This window comes from Kineosporia babensis, from assembly GCF_021129305.1.
In the GTDB taxonomy this organism is placed as follows: Bacteria; Actinomycetota; Actinomycetes; order Actinomycetales; family Kineosporiaceae; genus Kineosporia; species Kineosporia babensis.
This window is the reverse complement of record NZ_JAJOMB010000012.1, coordinates 121,023-138,701: the sequence shown is the minus strand read 5'-3', so window position 1 is coordinate 138,701 and position 17,679 is coordinate 121,023. Positions and strand designations below refer to the sequence as shown.

Sequence of the window (17,679 nt, the reverse complement as noted above, 5' to 3'; positions counted from 1 at the left end):
TGGCGGACGTCCATTGGTGGTTAGGGTTGGTGGCATGTCCGACCTGACCAGCGCCGCCTACGGCACCAGCGCTTCTACCCGATGGACCGCCCTGGGCCGTTTCCTGCTGGTGGCCGGGGTGACCGGAACCGTTGTCGGGGGCGTGCTCGCCGGCAGTTACGCGGTGATCGGCGCGATGGTGGGTTGCGTTCTGGCCCTGGTGATCCAGTTGGTCAATCTGGCCGCGGTCGGCCTGGCGCTGAAAGTCCGCCCCGGCCTTCCGGAACGCTGGCTGCTGCTGCCGATCCCCGCCGTGTCGGTGGGAGCACTGATCTCCGGGCTGCTGCTCGACGGGGCGAGCGCTCCGCGGGCGATCGCCGCCCTGACCGTGACGGTCGGGGCGACGATCGCTGTTGCCTGGCTGACTGCGCCCTGGTGCCTGGCGCCGACCGCTAAGAAGCCGTGATCCGGTCGATGATCAGCGGCTGGTGCTCGGGCCGGGATCCGGGCGGGGCGATCTGGTAACCGCCGTCCAAGGCCGCGATCGCCTGCTCGAAGCGCTCCGGGGTATCGGTGTGCAGGGTGAAAAGCGGCTGTCCGGCGCGCACTTCGGCACCCGGCTTGGCGTGCATCTCGACGCCCGCCCCGGCCTGCACCGGGTCCTCCTTGCGCGAGCGGCCCGCGCCCAGACGCCAGGCACTGATCCCCACGGCCATCGCGTCCAGGCTGGTCAGCACCCCGTCGGCCGGGGCCAGCACCTGGTGCGTGTGCTTGGCGGTGGGCAGCTCGGCGGCCGGGTCCCCGCCCTGCGCCGCGATCATCTTGTTCCAGGCGTCCATCGCCCGGCCGTCCTTCAGGGCCTGCTCCGGGTCCGCGGAAATGCCTGCGGTCTCGAGCATCTCCTGGGCCAGGCTCAGGGTCAGCTCGACCACGTCGGGCGGGCCCCCGCCGGCCAGCACCTCCAGCGACTCGCGCACCTCCAGGGCGTTGCCCGCGGTCAGGCCGAGCGGCGTGGACATCGCGGTCAGCAGCGCCACCGTGTTCACGCCCGCGTCCGCGCCGAGCTGGACCATGGTCTGGGCCAGGACCCGGGCCTGCTCCTCGGTCTTCATGAACGCGCCGGAGCCGACCTTCACGTCCAGCACCAGCGCGCCCGTACCCTCGGCGATCTTCTTGCTCATGATCGAGGAGGCGATCAGCGGCACCGCCTCGACCGTGCCGGTGACGTCGCGCAGGGCGTACATCTTGCGGTCGGCCGGGGCCAGCCCTTCCCCCGCAGCGCAGATCACGCCGCCCACTTCTTCCAGCTGCTGGGCCATTTCGGCGTTGCTGAGCCGGGCCCGCCAGCCGGGGATGGACTCCAGCTTGTCCAGCGTGCCGCCGGTGTGCCCGAGCCCGCGCCCGGAGAGCTGCGGCACGGCCGCACCGCAGGCGGCCACGAGGGGGGTCAGCGGCAGGGTGATCTTGTCGCCCACGCCGCCGGTGGAGTGCTTGTCGGTGGTCGGGCGGGACAGGCCGCTGAAGTCCAGGCGCTCGCCGGAGGCGATCATCGCGGCGGTCCAGCGGGCGATCTCCGGGCTGCTCATCCCGTTCAGCAGGATGGCCATCAGCAGGGCGGACATCTGCTCGTCGGCGACCACGCCGCGGGTGTAGGCGTCGACCACCCAGTCGATCTGCTCGTTGCTCAGGCGGTCCCGGTCACGCTTGGCGCGGATGACGTCTACTACGGCGAATGGTTCGGTCATGATTGCGAGGTTAACGAAGTGGCTGGTGTGAGCGCGGCCTGGCACCCGTTCGGCTCTTCTGCCCGCCGCGAACCCCTCCCCGCTCCGCCCTCCCCCAACCCACCTCCCAGCCTGGGTTCACCAGCCTTGGTCGCAGTAGAAGCAGTTTTCCAGCGCTTCTACTGCGACTACGGCTGGTTAATGCGACGGAGGCTGGTGAAGTTGGAGAGGTGGGGGTGGCTAGGTGGGGGTGGGGCCGGTGGCCCGGGAGAGGTCGGCCGGGCCGAAGGCGTCGGGCAGGACCTGGGTGAAGGGGATGATGCCGTGGCTGGTCTCGACCAGCAGCTCCGGACCGCCGAACTCGAAGAGCAGCTGACGGCAGCGCCCGCACGGCATCAGGTTCTCGCCGTCCGGCCCCACACAGGTGAAGGCGATCAGCCGCCCGCCCCCGCTGGAGTTCAGCGCAGAGACCAGGCCGCACTCGGCGCACAGGCCCACCCCGTACGAAGCGTTCTCGACGTTGCAGCCGGTGACGATCCGGCCGTCGTCGGTCAGGGCCGCCGCGCCCACCGGGAAGCCGGAGTACGGCGCGTAGGCCTTCTGCATGACCATCCGGGCGGCCGCCCGCAGGGCCGACCAGTCGATCTGCTCGGGCCCGGCGTCGCCGGCCACCCGCCCGGGGTAGAAGTCCTGGCTCATTTGCCCTCCGGTCGGTAGACCTGTCCAGATGCCTTCGGCATGCGCAGACTCTGAGCCGCCAGCGAAAGCACCAGCAGCGTGGTCACGTACGGCGTCATGGTGGTGATCGGGCCGGGCAGCTCGTCGGTGTTCAGGTACCAGATCAGCGAGAGCACGGCGAAGACCAGGCCGACGCCCGCGGAGATCCAGCGGCGCCGGTAGAGGTTCAGCACGGTCAGGCCGAGCAGCAGGGCGAAGACGACCAGCAGCAGGGCGTGCACCGCCACGGCGTTACGCAGCTGCATGGCGTCGGTGTAGCCGAACAGGCCGGCGCCCATCATCAGGCCGCCCGGGCGCCAGTTGCCGAAGATCATCGCGGCCAGACCGATATATCCCCGGCCACCGGTCTGACCCTCGCGGTACAGGTTGGAGGCGACGATGGCCAGGAAGCCACCGGCCAGGCCGGCCAGACCGCCCGAGACGGCCACGGCGTAGTACTTGTACAGCCGCACCTTCACACCGAGCGACTCGGCCGCGTGCGGGTCCTCGCCGACCGAGCGCAGGCGCAGGCCGAACGGGGTCTGCCACAACAGCACGTAGGTCAGCACCACCAGCAGGATCGCGACGATGGTGAGCAGCGAGACGTTGGTGAACAGCCCGCGCAGGATGCCGGCGATGTCCGAGAGCAGGAACCAGTGCTTGCTCTCCAGCGGCTCGAGCAGACCGGACAGACCGGGGATCGAGGGCTTGGGCAGACCGGAGTTCGGCGGCGACTGGGTCTCGCCACCACCGGGCGAGTCGGCCAGCAGTTCGCCGGCCAGGTACTGGGTGGCGCCCAGACCGAGGATGTTGATCGCCACACCGGAGACCACGTGGTCCACGCCGAAGGTGACCGTGGCCACGGCGTGCACCAGGCCGCCGATCACGCCGAAGGCGATCGCCATCAGCACGCCGGCCCAGGCCCCGTGCTGCCAGCCGATCCAGCCGGCCCCGAACGAGCCGAGGATCATCATGCCCTCGAGGCCGATGTTGACCACGCCGGCCCGCTCGGACCACAGACCGCCCAGACCGGCCAGGCCGATCGGCACCGCCAGCATCACGGCCGCGTTGACCGTGCCCGCCGAGGTGAGGTCGTTGGCGCCGGTGATCACCCGGATCAGGCTCAGCACGACCAGACCGGCGAACGCGTACAGCGCCATCCGCCAGGGCTTGCTCAGGCCCAGCAGAGGGGCCTTCTTCTCCAGCGGAGTTTCTTCCAGCGTCGTGCTCATGCCTGTGCTCCCTGCGGCTTGCTGTCCTCGCTGCCGGCTGCTGAGCTCAGCTGCCGGCCGACCTCACGCTGCTGCGCGACGATCCGGTAGCGCCGCACCAGTTCGTAGGCGATGACCACGGACAGCACGATCACGCCCTGAGTGATCAGCACGATCTCCTTGGGCACGCCCTCCAGGTCGAGGATCTGCGAGGAGGTGTCGAGGAAGCCGAACAGCAGGGCGCCGATCGCCACCCCGATCGCGGTGTTGCGGCCGAGCAGGGCGATCGCGATCCCGGTGAAGCCGATGCCGGCCGGGAAGTCCAGCGAGTAGGTGTACGAGGCGCCGAGCAGCTGCGGCATGCCGACCAGACCGGCGATCCCGCCGGAGATCGCCATGCTGATCAGCACCATCCGCTTGACGTTGACCCCGCTGGCGACCGCGGCCTCCTCGTTACGGCCGGTGGCGCGCAGGTCGAAACCGAAGCGGCTGCGCTCGATCACGAACCAGTACAGGAAGCCGACGATCGCGGCCAGCACGATCAGGCCGTAGACCTGGAGCTTGGAGTCCGGCACCAGATCGATGCCGCCGACCCGTCCGCTGGCCGGGATCTCCGGGGTGCCGATGTTGTTCGACCCCTCGACCTGCACGGCCAGCTTGTCGGCGGTGAGCAGGTAGGCGATCAGCGCGGTGGTGATCGAGTTCAGCATGATCGTGGTGATCACCTCGCTGATCCCGCGGTACACCTTGAGCAGGCCGGCGACCGCGGCCCAGAGCCCGCCGACGATCACCGCGACCAGCAGGATCAGGCCGACGTGGAGCACCTTGGGCAGCTCGACCGCGCCACCGACCGCGGCAGCCAGCAGGGCCGCGAGCCGGTACTGGCCGTCCACGCCGATGTTGAACAGGTTCATCCGGAACCCGAACGCCACCGCCAGCGCGGCGAAGTAGTAGGTGACCGCGGCGTTGATGATCAGCGTGGTGGTGCGCGGTTCCTGCGCGTACTCGATCATCTGGGTGAAGGTCTCGACCGGGTCGTTACCGGCCGAGGCCAGCACGATCGAGGTGATCACCACCGAGAGGGCGACGGCCAGGACCGGGGCGGCCACGGACAGCCCGATCCGGCGAGCGGTGTCGGCGTTCAACTTGTTCACGCGGCCTCACCGGCACCCGTCATCGCGGAGCCGAGTTGTTCAGGAGTGACGGTCGAAGGGTCGACCTGGGCGACCAGCTCGCCACGCAGGATCACGGTCAGGCTGTCGGACAGGCCGATCAGCTCGTCCAGGTCGGCGCTGATCAGCAGCACAGCCAGGCCTTCGGCACGGGCGTTGCGCAGCAGGTCCCAGATCGCGGCCTGGGCGCCGACGTCGACGCCGCGGGTGGGGTGCGCGGCGATCAGCAGCTTGGGGTTGCCGCTCATCTCGCGCCCGACGATCAGCTTCTGCTGGTTGCCGCCGGACAGCGAGGAGGCCAGAACGTCGATCGAGGGCGTACGGACGTCGTACTCACCGACGATCCGTTCGGTGTCGGCTCGCGCTCCGGCCCGGTTGACCAGCGGTCCGCTGGTGTTGGGGTGGCGGGTCTGGTGGCCCAGCACCCGGTTCTCCCAGAGCGGGGCGTCCAGGATCAGGCCGTGCCGGTGCCGGTCTTCCGGGATGTAACCGATCCCGGCCTCCCGGCGGCGCCGGGTGGTCCAGGTGGTGATGTTCTCGGCGGCCAGGGTGATCGTTCCGCCGTCGACGGTGCGCATGCCCATGATCGACTCGACCAGTTCGGCCTGCCCGTTGCCCTCGACCCCGGCCAGGCCGAGCACCTCACCCGCGTGGATGGTCAGGGTGACGTCGCGCAGCAGGTGCCGGCCGTCCTTCACCAGCTCCACGTGCTTCATCTCCAGCACCGGCCGGTCGGTGACCGTGGACTCGCTGGTCTGCGGGGAGGGCAGTTCGCTGCCGACCATCAGCTCGGCGAGCTGACGGGAGCTGACCGTCTTGGGGTCGGCGGTGGCCACGGTGGTGCCGCGCCGGATCACCGTGATGTCGTCGGCGACCGAGCGCACCTCGTCCAGCTTGTGCGAGATGAAGATGATCGAAAGGCCCTGGGCCTTCAGCACCTGCAGGGCCTCGAAGAGGGCGTCGACCTCCTGCGGCACCAGCACGGCGGTGGGCTCGTCGAGCACCAGCACCCGGGCGCCGCGGTAGAGCACCTTGATGATCTCGACCCGCTGCCGGTCGCCCACGCCGAGGTTCTCGACCAGCACGTCCGGGTCGACCTCGAGGCCGTACTGCTTGCCGATCTCGCGGATCCTGGTCCGCGCGGCGGCGCGGTTCAGGCCGAAGCCACCCCAGCGCTTCGGCTCGGCGCCGAGAACGATGTTCTCCAGCACGGTGAGGTTGTCGGCCAGCATGAAGTGCTGGTGCACCATGCCCACGCCGCGGGCGATCGCGTCGGACGGGTTGTGCAGGACGACCTGCTCACCGTTCAGCGTGATCGTGCCCTCGTCCGGCTTGTGCATGCCGTAAAGGGTCTTCATCAGCGTGGACTTGCCCGCGCCGTTCTCACCGACCACCGCGTGCACCGTGCCGGGCATGACCCGCAGGTTCACGTCGCGGTTGGCGACCACCCCGGGAAACCGCTTGGTGATCCCCTTGAGTTCGACCGCGGGGACTCCCGCGGACTCTGACTCGGGCTTCAACGGCACACCTTCTTCACCACTGCTGGACTTCCGTTTCCAGTTGATACACCGGACCGCCGTTCCACCCGTCGGACAGGTGGAACGGCGGCCAGGTTAGTGCCAGATCGCAGGCTACGGCTTGTCCGAGACCTTGATCTCGCCGCCGATGATCTGCTCCTTGAGCTCGTCCGCCTTGGCGGTGAACGGCTCGATCGCGGCCTCGTTGGACAGCGAGTAGGCCACACCCTCGTCGGAGAGGTCGAAGCGCTGCACGCCGGTCAGCACCTCACCGTCGACCGACGACTTCACGAAGTCGTAGACCGCGGTGTCGACGCGCTTGAGCATCGAGGTGAGGATGATGTCCTTCACGTCGGCCTCGGCGGTCAGGTACTGGTCGGAGTCGACACCGATCGCCCAGTGGTCGGCCCCGGCGGCCTTGATCGCCTTGAACACGCCACCACCGGAACCACCCGCGGCGGCGTAGATCACGTCGGCACCGGCGTCGATCATGCCCTGCGCCGTGGTCTCACCCTTGTCGGGGGCGGCGAAACCGCTGAAGTCCGGCGGCTGGCTCAGGTACTTGACCTGGACCTCGATGTCCTTGTTCACGGCCTCGGCGCCCTGCTTGAAGCCGGCCTCGAACTTCTGCAGCAGCGGGGTGTTCACGCCGCCGACGTAGCCGACGTTGCCGGTCTTGGAGGCCTCGGCGGCGATCGCGCCAACCAGGTACGAGCCCTGCTCCTCGGCGAAGACCAGCGAGGTCACGTTCGGGGTCTCGGCGAGGGTCTCGTCGTCGATGATCGCGAACTGGGTGTCCGGGAACTCCTCGGCGACCTTGCCCATCGAGGTGGCGTAGGCGAAGCCGACACCGATCACCGGGTTGAAGCCACCGTCGGCGAGCAGCCGCAGCCGCTCCTCGCGGGCCGCGTCGGTCTCACCGTTGCTGGCCTCGAGTTCCTTGATCTCGACGCCGAACTCGTCCTTGGCCTTGTCCAGGCCGGCGGCCGCCGAGTCGTTGAAGGACTGGTCGCCGCGGCCGCCTACGTCGTAGGCCAGGCCGACCTTGATGTCCGACGTCGGGCTGTCGCCCGAGTCGACCGTGTCGGAGTCGCTCCCGCCACCACAGGCGGCGAGGCTGAATGTCGCGGCCGCTGCCACCGCGACCAGTTTGGTCACCCGGCGCACAGGTGCCTCCTTCATGATTACCTGGGACGAACCGAGAGTTGCCGGGAAGTGACTCCCAGGACAACTGCCCCGGTCCCGGCCCTGTCGGGCCGGTATCACGGGCGACCATAGCTGCAATTTCTCGCCGATTCTGACCGAGCACCGTTCGGTAGCCGGATCGTGATCGTGGAAATCTGTTCGTCATTGGCCCGGATGGCCGAAGACTTCATCGGACCCGGTCCCGAAACACTCATACCGCACAAACCGCCCAGCGCTATCGTCGCCGGATGGCTGTCCGTGCTCAGACCCCGCGCTGGCTGCTGTCAGCGACCGCCGCGGCGACGGTGGCGCTGATCGGCATCTCTCCGGTCTACCCGGCCGGGCCGTTCTTCCTGACCCCGGCCGTGCTGCTGGCCTACTGGGTGAACCACCGGATCGTCGCAACCCGCCCGGCCTCCCGGTTCTACCCCAGGGCCGGGCTCCTCGGTCTGCTCGGACTGCCGCTGGCCGCCTTCGCTCTGCTGACCGTGATCGACATCCAGCGTCTGACCGAAGACGGCTGGCTGATGCCGGCTCTCTACTTCTTTGCCAACATCGCCACCGGCGCCGTCCTGCTGGTGCTCCTGGGGCTGGTGGACCTGGGCCGCTGGGCGATGTCCCGACAGCAACGCGCCTGAGCCGGGCCGCTCCGGACCCACCCGCAAGCCTGCCGCTCAGGGTGTGAACAGGTCCCGCACCGCAGTGGCCGCCAGGAACGTCGCCCCGATCCCGATCGCCCGCTCGTCCACATCGAAGTCGGGCCGGTGCAGGTCGTAGGTGGTTCCGCCGGGCACCCGGGTACCGAGCCGGACCATCGCGCCGGGCACCTTCTCCAGGATCCAGGCGAAGTCCTCGCCGCCCAGGCTCTGCGGGGTCAGCTGCAGTGCCTCTTCACCGAGCTCGGCCTTCACCGCGGCCTCGGCGATCGCCACCGCCTGCGCCTCGTTGACCGTGGGCGGCACCCCGCGCTGGTAGTTCACCTCGGCCCGCACTCCGTAGGGCTGCACCACCTGGTGAATGGTGTCGGTGATGATCGAGCCGGCGATGGTCCAGACCGTGCTGTCCAGGCAGCGGAACGTCCCGGCCACCTCACCGCCGGCCGGGATCGCGTTCATCGCCACGCCGGCGTTGATCCGGCCCCAGACCATCGAGGCCCCGGCCCGCGGGTCGAGCCGGCGCGAGAGCGCAGCCGGCACGCCGGTGACCACCTCGGCCAGGGCGAAGATGACGTCCTCGGTGAGGTGCGGGCGCGAGGTGTGACCGCCGTGCCCGTGCAGCGTGACGTGCACCCGGTCGGCGGCCGCGGTGATCGGGCCGACCCGGGAGCCGATGTGGCCCACGTCGGTGTGCGGGTCGCAGTGCAGGGCGTAGGCCCGGGTGACCTCGTCGAGAATGCCCTCGCCGAGCACCTTCAGCGCGCCGCCGGGCATCTTCTCCTCGGCGGGCTGGAAGATCAGCCGGACCCGGCCCGGCAGCGGCGAGCGCTCGTGCAGGTCGGCCAGCGCGAGTGCGGCGCCGAGCAGCGCGGTGGTGTGCACGTCGTGACCACACGCATGAGTGGCGCCCTCGTTCACCGAGGCCCACGGACGTCCGCAGGCATCGATCATCGGCAGCGCGTCCAGGTCGGCGCGCAACGCGACCGTGTGACCCCGGTCCGAGCCGATGTCGCACCACAGTCCGGTGCCACCGGTGAGCCGCTGCGGGTCCAGCCCGGCCTTGGCCAGCCGGTCGAACACCAGCGCGGTGGTACGCATCTCCTGGAAACCGAGCTCCGGATGCGTGTGGATGTCCCGGCGCACGTCGATGAGCTCTTCGGCATACGCCGCTACCAGGGAAGCGACCTCGGGAATGTTCACGATCCAGCGAGCATAGACCCGTGCGGTGTGATTTCTTGCACCCGAACGGAGTACGGCAGCGATTTAACAAGCCGTTCTCAGAAGCGCGCTGCACAGGGTCAGGCCGGGCCCGAAAGCCATGGCCACCACCGGATCCCCGGGCCGCAGCGCGCGGCCCCGGCGAATCCGGTCAAGCACCATCAGGACGGTCGCCGAAGAGCAGTTTCCGTACCGGTCCAGGACGTCCCGGCTCTCGGCTACCAGTGGGTCAGCCAGCCGTAACCGTTCGGCGACGACTTCGACGATCCGTCGGCCACCCGGGTGTACCGCCCAGCCCGCCACGTCCGGCGTCGTGAAGCCGAACGGCCCGACCAGCTCGGCCGTCGCCTCCTCGACCTGCCCGGCCAGCACGTCCGGAACCTTCGGCGAGAGCCCCATCCGGAAGCCGTGGGCGGTGACGTCCCAGGTCATCAGTTCCTCGGTGCCGGGGACGGTGGTGGCGGTGGTGTGCAGCAGTTCCAGACCGGTAGCGGAGTCGGGTTCCAGCACCACGGCCGCCGCGGCGTCGGCGAAGAGCGCGTGCGAGACCACGGTCTGCAGGTCCGAGGGATCGTCCGAACGCTGCCGGTGCAGGCTGGTCAGCTCGACGCACAGCAGCAGGGCGGGCCGGCCCTGGGCGCGGACGAAGTCGGCGGCTGCGTTCAGGCCGGGAATTGCTGCATAGCAACCCATATGGCCGACGATCAGCCGGCGCACGTTCGGGTCCATCCCCAGTTCGTCGGCGAGCATGATGTCCAGGCCGGGGGTGGCGTAGCCGGTGCAGGAGACCACCACGAACAGGCCGATCTCGTCGGGCCGACGGCCGGCATCGGCCAGCGCCGCCTGCACCGCCGCCCTACCCAGCTTCCGGCCGTCGGTGACGTAACGCCGCATCCGGTCGCCGGTGCTCCAGCCGCTGACATCGGTGCGGCGCGGGTCCACGCTGGCGTGCCGGGTGGTGATCCCGGCCCGCAGGAAGATCTGACGGGCCACCCGGTCGCCGTTCAGGTCGCGGGCGAACACCTCGTCCCAGATCTCTTCCTGGCCAAAGGGTTCCGGGACGGCCTCGCCGTGGCCGGTGATCACCGCCCGATGACCACTGAGCAACGGACGCTCGCGGCCGGTGCCGCTCAAGAGGCGTCCTTCGTCGCGGTCGCCTGATAGAGCATCGAGACCGACCGGGTGGGCAGCATGGTGACGTCCTCGCGCCGCCGGGCCAGCCAGGCCAGATACTGCCCGGCCGCCGGGCGCAGTCCGGTAGGGCGGTGCATCCGCACGCCGTGCTGGGCCAGAAGTTCATTGAGGACGTTCGGGGAGACCAGGAGGGCCGGGTCGTGGACGCCGGCGGGTGGCCCACCGGGCAGATGCTCGGCGATCCGGACCAGCGCGAGACGGCAGAGCCAGGTGTTGTTCAGGGTGTCCATCACCAGCGTGCCGCCGGGGGCGAGTACCCGGCAGATTTCCGCCACCGCACTGGGCAGGTCGGGCAGGTGCTCGAGCACCTCGCCGGCGACCACGCACTCGAACGAGTGGTCTGCGAAGGGCAGGCGCCCGGCGTCGGCGGCCACTGCCGTCACCCCGTGGGTGCGGGCCTGGCGCAGCGAGAGCAGGGACAGGTCCACGCCGGTGTGGACCCAGCCCGCCAGTCGCCCGGTGAGGTGGGGCTGCAGCAGCCCGGCCCCGCAGGCCACGTCGAGCAGCGGCGCCCCCGGCCGGGGTGGGTCGGGGATCAGGCCGGCTCGCGCGCGGGCCAGCCAGTGCAGCGCCGCGAACTTCCCGTGCGGGCGCCACCACTGATCGGTCAGATCGTCGTACTGAGCGGGATCGTTGCGTACGCGGTGCTCAGTGCGTGGTGACATACCGCTCCCCGATGATCGCCAGCCGTCATCAGGAATTAGCTCATACGTGGAGCATGCGGGCTATCGCAGATCGTGACGTCCGAGTTCGGTCAGCGTCTCGACCACCTTCTTCACGTCCTGCGCCCACTCCCGGGTGGTGACCAGAACCGCAGACGGGGTGTCGATCACCACCACGTCCTTCAGGCCCAGGACCGCGACCAGCCGCTCGCCGGCCGGCACCGCGATGCCGGAGGCGTCCACGTCCAGCACCTGCGCGGCGTCACCGACCACCTTCAGCGCCGCGTCGCCGGGCAGCAGCGCGGCCAGCGAGGCCCAGTCGCCGATGTCGTCCCAGCCGAGCGCGGCCGGGACCACGGCGACCCGGCCCGCGGCGGCGGCGGGCTCGGCGATGGCGTAGTCGATCGCCACCTTCTCCAGCTGCGGCCAGAACTCCTCGATCGTGGCCGCCCGCTCGTCGGTGTCCCAGGCCTTGGCGATCCGCATCACCCCGGCGTAGAGCTCCGGGCGGTTGCGCTCCAGCTCGGCCAGCAGCACGTCGGCGCGGGCCACGAACATCCCGGCGTTCCAGCGGTACCCGCCCTCTTCGAGGTAGCGGGTGGCGGTCTCGGCGTCGGGCTTCTCCACGAACCGCTCGACCTTGCACGCCGAGGGCGCCTCGGCCAGGCCCAGCGGCTCGCCGACCCGGATGTAGCCGAACGCGGTGGAGGCATGGTCAGGCTCGATACCCAGAGTGACGATCTGGCCGTCCCGGGCGGCGGCCACGGCCTCGGCCACCGCAGCCTCGAAACCGCCGGCGTTGCGGATCACGTGGTCGGCGGCGAACGAGCCGATCACCGCGTCCGGGTCGCGCTGCATGATGACGGCAGCGGCGAGGCAGATCGCGGCCGCGGAGTCGCGCGGGCTGGGCTCGGTGAACAGGTTGGCGTCGCTCAGGTCGGGCAGCTGCCCGGTGACCGCCTCGGCGTGCACGGTGCCGGTGACCACGGTGATCCCGGCCGGCCCGGCCAGCGGCAGCAGCCGGTCCCAGGTCTGCTGCAGCAGGGTGCGCCCGGAGCCGGTGAGGTCGAGCAGGAACTTCGGCCTGGCCTGGCGGGAGAGCGGCCATAACCGGGTGCCGGCGCCCCCGGCGGGCACGATGGCGAAGAACCCGGGCAGGCCGGCAGACGAGTCACGCGCTTGGTCGGTCACTTGCCCCACCGTAGGGCCAGCACCTGCCTCTGCGTGACTAACTCCGGGGAATAGCACCCGATGAGCCCGACTTCACCCAGCCCCGGTCACCACCGGCTGTCAGCACTCCACACACCGCTACCACGCTGCGGCGGCGCGGCGATGACCGGCGGGCGACGATCGAGCGACCGTTGGGCGCGGGCGAAAAACACCTGTCCGGTAGCTGTTCACCTCTCTCACCTGTACCGCTTCCCTACAGCTCACCCCATCGGCCGAAGCTTTCGCTCATGCAGCAAGAGACTGTGACGGGTACCCCCGAGCTGAGCCTCCTCCACCGGGACCGGCCCACCTCTGCCCCCGTGCTCCCTTGTGCCGCAGGCGGTCCCGGACCGGGTCCGCTGCGGGTCGCGATCGTCGCCGAATCGTTCCTGCCCACCGGCAACGGCGTCACGAACAGCGTCTGCCGGGTGCTGGAGCACCTGGCCCGGCGTGGCCACGAGGCCGTCGTCATCTGCCCCGGCCCGGCTCCGCAGAGCTTCGCCGGCTTCCCGGTGGTCGGCGTGCCCTCGTTCAGCTACCGCCAGTTCCCGGTCGGCATGCCCAGCTCCAAGGTGCTGCGCACGCTCTCGGGTTTTCGTCCGGACATCGTCCACCTCGCCTCCCCCTTCGTCCTGGGCGCCGTCGGAGTGACCGCGGCCGGGCAGCTCGGAGTGCCGAGTGTGGCCGTGTTCCAGACCGACGTACCGGCTTTCGCGGCCCGTCACCACATGGGCGCGCTGGCCAGCACCGCCTGGCGGTGGGTGCGCCGGATCCACTCCCAGGCCGATCTGACCCTGGCCCCCTCCACCCCGGCCCTGGAGGAGCTGCGCGAGCATGCGATCCCCCGGCTGGCGCTGTGGCAGCGCGGGGTGGACAGCGAGCGGTTCCATCCCGACCGCCGCCAGAGCCCGGCCGTGCAGGACCTGCGCGCCCGGCTCGCCCCGAACGGTGAGGTTCTCCTCGGATATGTCGGCCGCCTGGCCACCGAGAAGCGGGTGGACCGGCTGGCCGCCCTGGACGGTCTGCCCAACGTGCGCCTGGTGATCGCCGGCGACGGCCCGCATCGCAAGGTGCTGGAGCGCACCCTGAAGAACGCCACGTTCGTCGGCTGGCAGGACGGCGACGGCCTGGCCGACACCTTCGCCGCGCTGGACCTGTTCGTGCACACCGGTACCGCCGAGACCTTCGGGCAGACCTTGCAGGAGGCGATGGCCAGCGGAGTTCCGGTGGTCGCACCGGCCGCCGGCGGACCGCTCGACCTGGTGACCCCGGGTACGAACGGCATGCTCTACGCCCCCGAGGACGACGACGACCTGCGCCGTTGCGTGCAGACCCTGGTGAACGACCCGCAGCAGCGCCGCTGGATGGGCGCGGCCGGCCGGGTGGGCGTGCAGCGCAACACCTGGGAGATGCTCGGCGACGAACTGCTCGGGCACTACCGCAGTGTCCTCGCCGCCGATGCCGTGGTCGCCTCCTGAGCTGCGCCGAGTACTTTCGGTGAGGGGTTGACCACACCGAGAGTGCAGGGGATTTCCTTCTGGCCGCTGGGAACGGCAGGTAGTCTCGGACGCACGATGTCCAGTTCCTACCGATCCCGGCGACCGCTGCGCCTGTTCGCCGCCACCGCCGTAGCCGCCGGTTTGACCCTGGGCACAGCCGGTTTCGCCGAGGCCCGGGTGGCCTCCCCGGAGCCGAAGAAGAAGTTCGTGGCCCCGGCGGCCCGGTCCTGGGTCGGTGGCGAGCGGCTGATCAGCCGCAAGGTGCTCACCAACCTGCCCGCCGGGGTTCCACGGCCGCCCGCCCCCAAGGCGACGGCGTGGCTGGTCGCCGACCTGGACTCGCGCGAGATCATCGCGGCCAAGAACGTGCACGTGCCGTTGGCCCCGGCCTCCACGCTGAAGGTGTTCACCTCGCTGGCCCTGGCCCCCGGCCTGGATCCGGAACAGGTCTACACCGGCACTTTCGAGGACGCGAACATCGACGGCACCCGGGTCGGCATCGTCGAGGGCTCCCGTTACACCGTCGACGACCTGCTGCACGGCCTGCTGATGAGCAGCGGCAACGACACCGCCAACGCCCTGGGCAATCTGGTCGGCGGCAACGATGCGGCGATCGAGCTGATGCGGGCCAAGGCGCAGGAACTGGGCGCGTTCGACACGGTGATCCGCAACACCAGCGGGCTGGACGCCAAGGGCCAGGTGAGCAGCGCGTACGACCTGGCGCTGGCCGGCTCGGCCGCCCTGCAGGACGAGCAGCTGGCCAAGATCATGGTCACCCCCTCGTACGCGTTCCCGGACCAGGGAAAGTCGCTGGGCGCCAAGCGCAAGCGCTACCAGACCCAGAACCACAACCGGCTGCTGGGCTACATCCCAGGCGTCACCGGGATCAAGAACGGCTACACCAGCAAGGCCCTGGCCTCCAACGTCGCCAGCGCCAAGTACAAGGGGCACAACTACATCGCGGTCATCATGCGGGCCGACGGCCGGGTCTTCACCCCCACCGGCGACCTGCTGGAGTGGGCCTTCAAGTACGGCCAGAAGGCCAACCCGGTGGGCTCGCTGATCAAGCCCGGCGAGCTGACCGCGATGACCGGTCCGGACATCCCGGAGGCCAAAACCCTTTCCGCCGCCGAGGCACCCGAACCCTCGGTCCAGGCTCTAGGCGGGTCCGAAGACGTGAACGCCGCTCTGCCCGCCTCCGCCGCCACCGATCCGCAGAACCCGATGCTGCGCTTCTGGCCGGTCGCCGGCGCCAGTGCCCTGCTGCTCGCCGCGGCCCTGTTCTTCGGCCTGCGGCCGGTTCTCGCCAACAGCCGGCGCGCCCGGGCTCGCAAGATGCGCGCCCGGCAGCAACGCTCGCGCCGCCGGTACTGAACCGTGCAGCTGCACGTGGGGTGCGCGATGTGGACCCACAAGTCCTGGTCAGGCCGGATCTCGCCGAAGTCGGCGGACGCCGGGCAGCGGCTGCGGCACTACGCCCAGTGGTGCAACGCGGTCGAGGGCAACACCACGTTCTACGCCGTCCCGAGTCAGGCCACGGTGCAGACCTGGGCCGAGCAGACTCCCGAGAGCTTCCGGTTCGCAGTCAAACTGCCGCGCACCATCACCCACGACCGGCGCCTGAACCACGTGGATGCCGAGCTGCGGGCCTTCCTCGAGGTGATCGAGCCGCTGGGCCCGCGCCTGGAGCCGCTCTGGGTCCAGTTGCCGAACTCGTTCGGGCCAGGCGACCTGACCGCGCTGTACGACTTCCTGAAAAAGCTTCCGCCGCAGCAGCGCTGCGCCGTCGAGGTGCGCCACCCGGCCTTCTTCACCGACCCGGCCGAGACCCAGCGGCTGGAGCGGCTCTGCGCCCGGGTGGGGGCCGAGTGGGTTCCGTTCGACACCACCGCCTTCTTCGAGAAGCCGCCGACCAGCGACGCCGAACGCGAGGCCTGGGAGCGCAAACCCCGGCTGCCGCGCCGCTCGGCTGCGCTGACCGACCGCCCGACCGTGCGCTACCTGGGCCGGGACGACGAGGCCGCGACCGTGGCCGGCTGGCAGTACTGGGTCGAGGTCGTGGCGGCCTGGCTGCAGGAAGGCCGCTCCCCCACGTTCTTCCTGCACACGCCCGACAACGTGGACGCGCCCCGGCTGGCCCGCCGCTTCCACGAAGAGGTGCGCGTCCACGTCCCCGGTTTGAAACCCTTGCCCGAACCCGAGCCGATCGAGCCCGCCACCCTGTTCTGACCTCGAAAGCCGCCCGGGCTCAGTTCAGCTCGGCCTGGCGCTGCTGCAGAGCGCTCACGGTCTTGTCCACGTCGAGCCGGCTGTACGCAGCCACCCAGCCCTCGGTGCGCACGGAGACCGAACCCGCGCCGTCCTGCTGGGCGAGCTCCTGGTAGTACTCGGCCCCGTCCTTGGTCGTGCAGGAGAGGGCCGTGAACTCATCCGGCACCGTCTCGGTCAGGCCGAGGCAGGTGACCGGCCGGTCCCGGTCGTAATCGATCATGAACTTGCCGTTGATCCCGAGCCAGAGCGGGTCAGCGCCCTTCACCCCGGCGCTCGCCCTGACCTGCGCCTTGGCCTTGGCCTTGATCACGCAGCTCTTGGCGGTGCAGTCGCCGGTGGGGTGCCCGGTCACCTGGTAACGGGTGTCGACCACCGTCTGGAGTTCGGGCACGGTGGCGGCCAGATCGCCGTAGCTCTTGCGCACCTGTTCGGCGTTCATCTCCTGCAGACTGACGCCGTTGTACTCCCGGACCGTGGGGATGTACATGCTCGCGAACGCCGCCCGTGCGCTGCTCGCCCCGGCCGCTGTACCTTGCGTGGTCGGTTCGGCCGCCGGTGTCTTCAGCCCCAGGAAGCCCGTCGAGACCTGCACCAGCCGGTGCGGCGCCGCCTTGGTCACGTAGAGCCGGCCGTGCACAGTGCTGGCCGCGTAGACCTCGACGTCGTTCATCTTCATCACGGTGTTCGTGGCGTTCTCGTCCGGGGAGGTGCCGGTGTACAGGTCGGAGAACTCGTCGCCGCCGTACGGGCTCGGGGAGAAGTTGGTGGTCTTCTCGGCCAGTACCTGCTCGATCTGTTCGGCGAAGGCTTTCGGGGACTCCGGCAACGCAGCGTCGGCGCTCAGGCCCAAGCCGGTGAAGTCCTCGGTCCGCAGCCAGGTCTGGGCCTCGATGTCCGAATAGTCCAGGCCCGGAATCAGCTGGGACACCTCCAGGGAGCGCCCCTGCAGGTAGGTGGCGCCGTCGATCCGCGCGATCTTCAGCGGCAGGGCCACCTGAGTGCCGATCAGGTCGCCCTGCCGCGACATCCGGACGTTGAACCCGGGAGCGCTCAGGCCGAGCCCCTCGGCCTCCTTCAGCGCACTCACCGCCTCGTGGAACGGCGCGGCCGGGTCGGCGGCCTCTGTCTGGCCGCCTACCGGTCTGTCGCCCAGGGCGGCCAGGCCGGCCACCGCGAGCAGGACGAGCACGACGGCTCCCCCGGCCCAGGCCAGCATCACCAGCCTGCTCTTCGGCTGCTGCGGAAAGCTGGGGACGCCCGGCCCCGGTCTCTGGCTCTGCTCTTGCTGCTGACTCTCCAACGCCCCACTCATCCATGCATCAACGCGACTTTGATCGCGGTCCCCACCACTCAGCCGGAACTGCCGAGCCGGACCAGCCAATGCACAGACGCCAGAACCTGGAGTTTTGTTGTCAGCTACACCGAAATCTTTTCCACCGTGTTCCTTTTACGCCGAATCGGCAGA

General features: G+C 69.9%; 16 protein-coding genes. 5 read left to right on the top strand and 11 right to left on the bottom strand.

The features are described 5' to 3' along the window. The first annotated feature begins 34 nt into the window (after positions 1-34). Positions 35-445, top strand: coding sequence for a hypothetical protein (locus LR394_RS22065; RefSeq protein WP_231444947.1), 411 nt, complete (start codon positions 35-37; stop codon positions 443-445). Here the strand turns inward: LR394_RS22065 and LR394_RS22060 are convergent. From LR394_RS22060 to LR394_RS22035, 6 genes are all read right to left on the bottom strand, one after another. Beyond that, positions 432-1,724, bottom strand: a complete 1,293-nt coding sequence (locus LR394_RS22060) for a thymidine phosphorylase (protein ID WP_231444945.1) — start codon at positions 1,722-1,724, stop codon at positions 432-434. The genes LR394_RS22065 and LR394_RS22060 overlap by 14 nt on opposite strands. Before the next feature lie 219 nt (positions 1,725-1,943). Beyond that, the gene (locus LR394_RS22055; RefSeq protein WP_231444943.1) at positions 1,944-2,402 is read right to left on the bottom strand and encodes a cytidine deaminase; all 459 of its coding nucleotides are present in this window, start codon (positions 2,400-2,402) and stop codon (positions 1,944-1,946) included. Then, on the bottom strand, positions 2,399-3,652 hold the full coding sequence (locus LR394_RS22050) for an ABC transporter permease (RefSeq protein WP_231444941.1): 1,254 nt from the start codon (positions 3,650-3,652) through the stop codon (positions 2,399-2,401). Before LR394_RS22050 ends, LR394_RS22055 begins: the two co-directional genes overlap by 4 nt. Next, a complete protein-coding gene (locus LR394_RS22045; protein WP_231444939.1) occupies positions 3,649-4,785 on the bottom strand; it encodes an ABC transporter permease in 1,137 nt (378 codons plus the stop codon). Before LR394_RS22045 ends, LR394_RS22050 begins: the two co-directional genes overlap by 4 nt. Further along, the gene (locus tag LR394_RS22040; protein WP_407937096.1) at positions 4,782-6,329 is read right to left on the bottom strand and encodes an ABC transporter ATP-binding protein; all 1,548 of its coding nucleotides are present in this window, start codon (positions 6,327-6,329) and stop codon (positions 4,782-4,784) included. The genes LR394_RS22045 and LR394_RS22040 overlap by 4 nt, the downstream gene beginning before the upstream one ends. 105 nt (positions 6,330-6,434) lie before the next feature. Continuing rightward, on the bottom strand, positions 6,435-7,502 hold the full coding sequence (locus LR394_RS22035; RefSeq protein ID WP_231444934.1) for a BMP family lipoprotein: 1,068 nt from the start codon (positions 7,500-7,502) through the stop codon (positions 6,435-6,437). A gap of 251 nt (positions 7,503-7,753) precedes the next feature. Between LR394_RS22035 and LR394_RS22030 the strand changes: the two genes are divergently transcribed. Further along, positions 7,754-8,143, top strand: a complete 390-nt coding sequence (locus LR394_RS22030) for a hypothetical protein (RefSeq protein WP_231444932.1) — start codon at positions 7,754-7,756, stop codon at positions 8,141-8,143. Between the two features lie 36 nt (positions 8,144-8,179). On the opposite strand, the gene LR394_RS22025 is transcribed toward LR394_RS22030, so the two are convergent. The 4 genes from LR394_RS22025 to LR394_RS22010 all read right to left on the bottom strand — a co-directional run bounded on the left by LR394_RS22025 (position 8,180) and on the right by LR394_RS22010 (position 12,426). Beyond that, positions 8,180-9,361, bottom strand: a complete 1,182-nt coding sequence (locus LR394_RS22025; RefSeq protein ID WP_231444930.1) for an amidohydrolase — start codon at positions 9,359-9,361, stop codon at positions 8,180-8,182. Between the two features lie 63 nt (positions 9,362-9,424). Then, entirely contained in the window at positions 9,425-10,513 is a 1,089-nt protein-coding gene (locus tag LR394_RS22020; RefSeq protein WP_231444929.1) for a type III polyketide synthase, read from the bottom strand. Then, the gene (locus LR394_RS22015) at positions 10,510-11,238 is read right to left on the bottom strand and encodes a methyltransferase domain-containing protein (RefSeq protein ID WP_231444926.1); all 729 of its coding nucleotides are present in this window, start codon (positions 11,236-11,238) and stop codon (positions 10,510-10,512) included. Before LR394_RS22015 ends, LR394_RS22020 begins: the two co-directional genes overlap by 4 nt. A gap of 60 nt (positions 11,239-11,298) precedes the next feature. After that, the gene (locus LR394_RS22010) at positions 11,299-12,426 is read right to left on the bottom strand and encodes a mannose-1-phosphate guanylyltransferase (protein ID WP_231444924.1); all 1,128 of its coding nucleotides are present in this window, start codon (positions 12,424-12,426) and stop codon (positions 11,299-11,301) included. 266 nt (positions 12,427-12,692) lie between these two features. On the opposite strand from LR394_RS22010, the gene LR394_RS22005 reads away from it, so the two are divergent. From LR394_RS22005 to LR394_RS21995, 3 genes are all read left to right on the top strand, one after another. Continuing rightward, on the top strand, positions 12,693-13,922 hold the full coding sequence (locus tag LR394_RS22005; protein WP_231444922.1) for a glycosyltransferase family 4 protein: 1,230 nt from the start codon (positions 12,693-12,695) through the stop codon (positions 13,920-13,922). A gap of 96 nt (positions 13,923-14,018) precedes the next feature. Further along, positions 14,019-15,317: a D-alanyl-D-alanine carboxypeptidase family protein gene (locus tag LR394_RS22000; RefSeq protein WP_231444920.1), complete on the top strand. Its 1,299-nt coding sequence runs from the start codon at positions 14,019-14,021 to the stop codon at positions 15,315-15,317. Between the two features lie 27 nt (positions 15,318-15,344). Further along, positions 15,345-16,172 (top strand): DUF72 domain-containing protein, encoded by an 828-nt coding sequence (locus tag LR394_RS21995; protein WP_231444918.1) that lies wholly within the window; start codon positions 15,345-15,347, stop codon positions 16,170-16,172. A 19-nt stretch (positions 16,173-16,191) separates the two neighbouring features. On the opposite strand, the gene LR394_RS21990 is transcribed toward LR394_RS21995, so the two are convergent. Then, positions 16,192-17,526 (bottom strand): hypothetical protein, encoded by a 1,335-nt coding sequence (locus LR394_RS21990; RefSeq protein ID WP_231444916.1) that lies wholly within the window; start codon positions 17,524-17,526, stop codon positions 16,192-16,194. Positions 17,527-17,679: the final 153 nt, after the last annotated feature.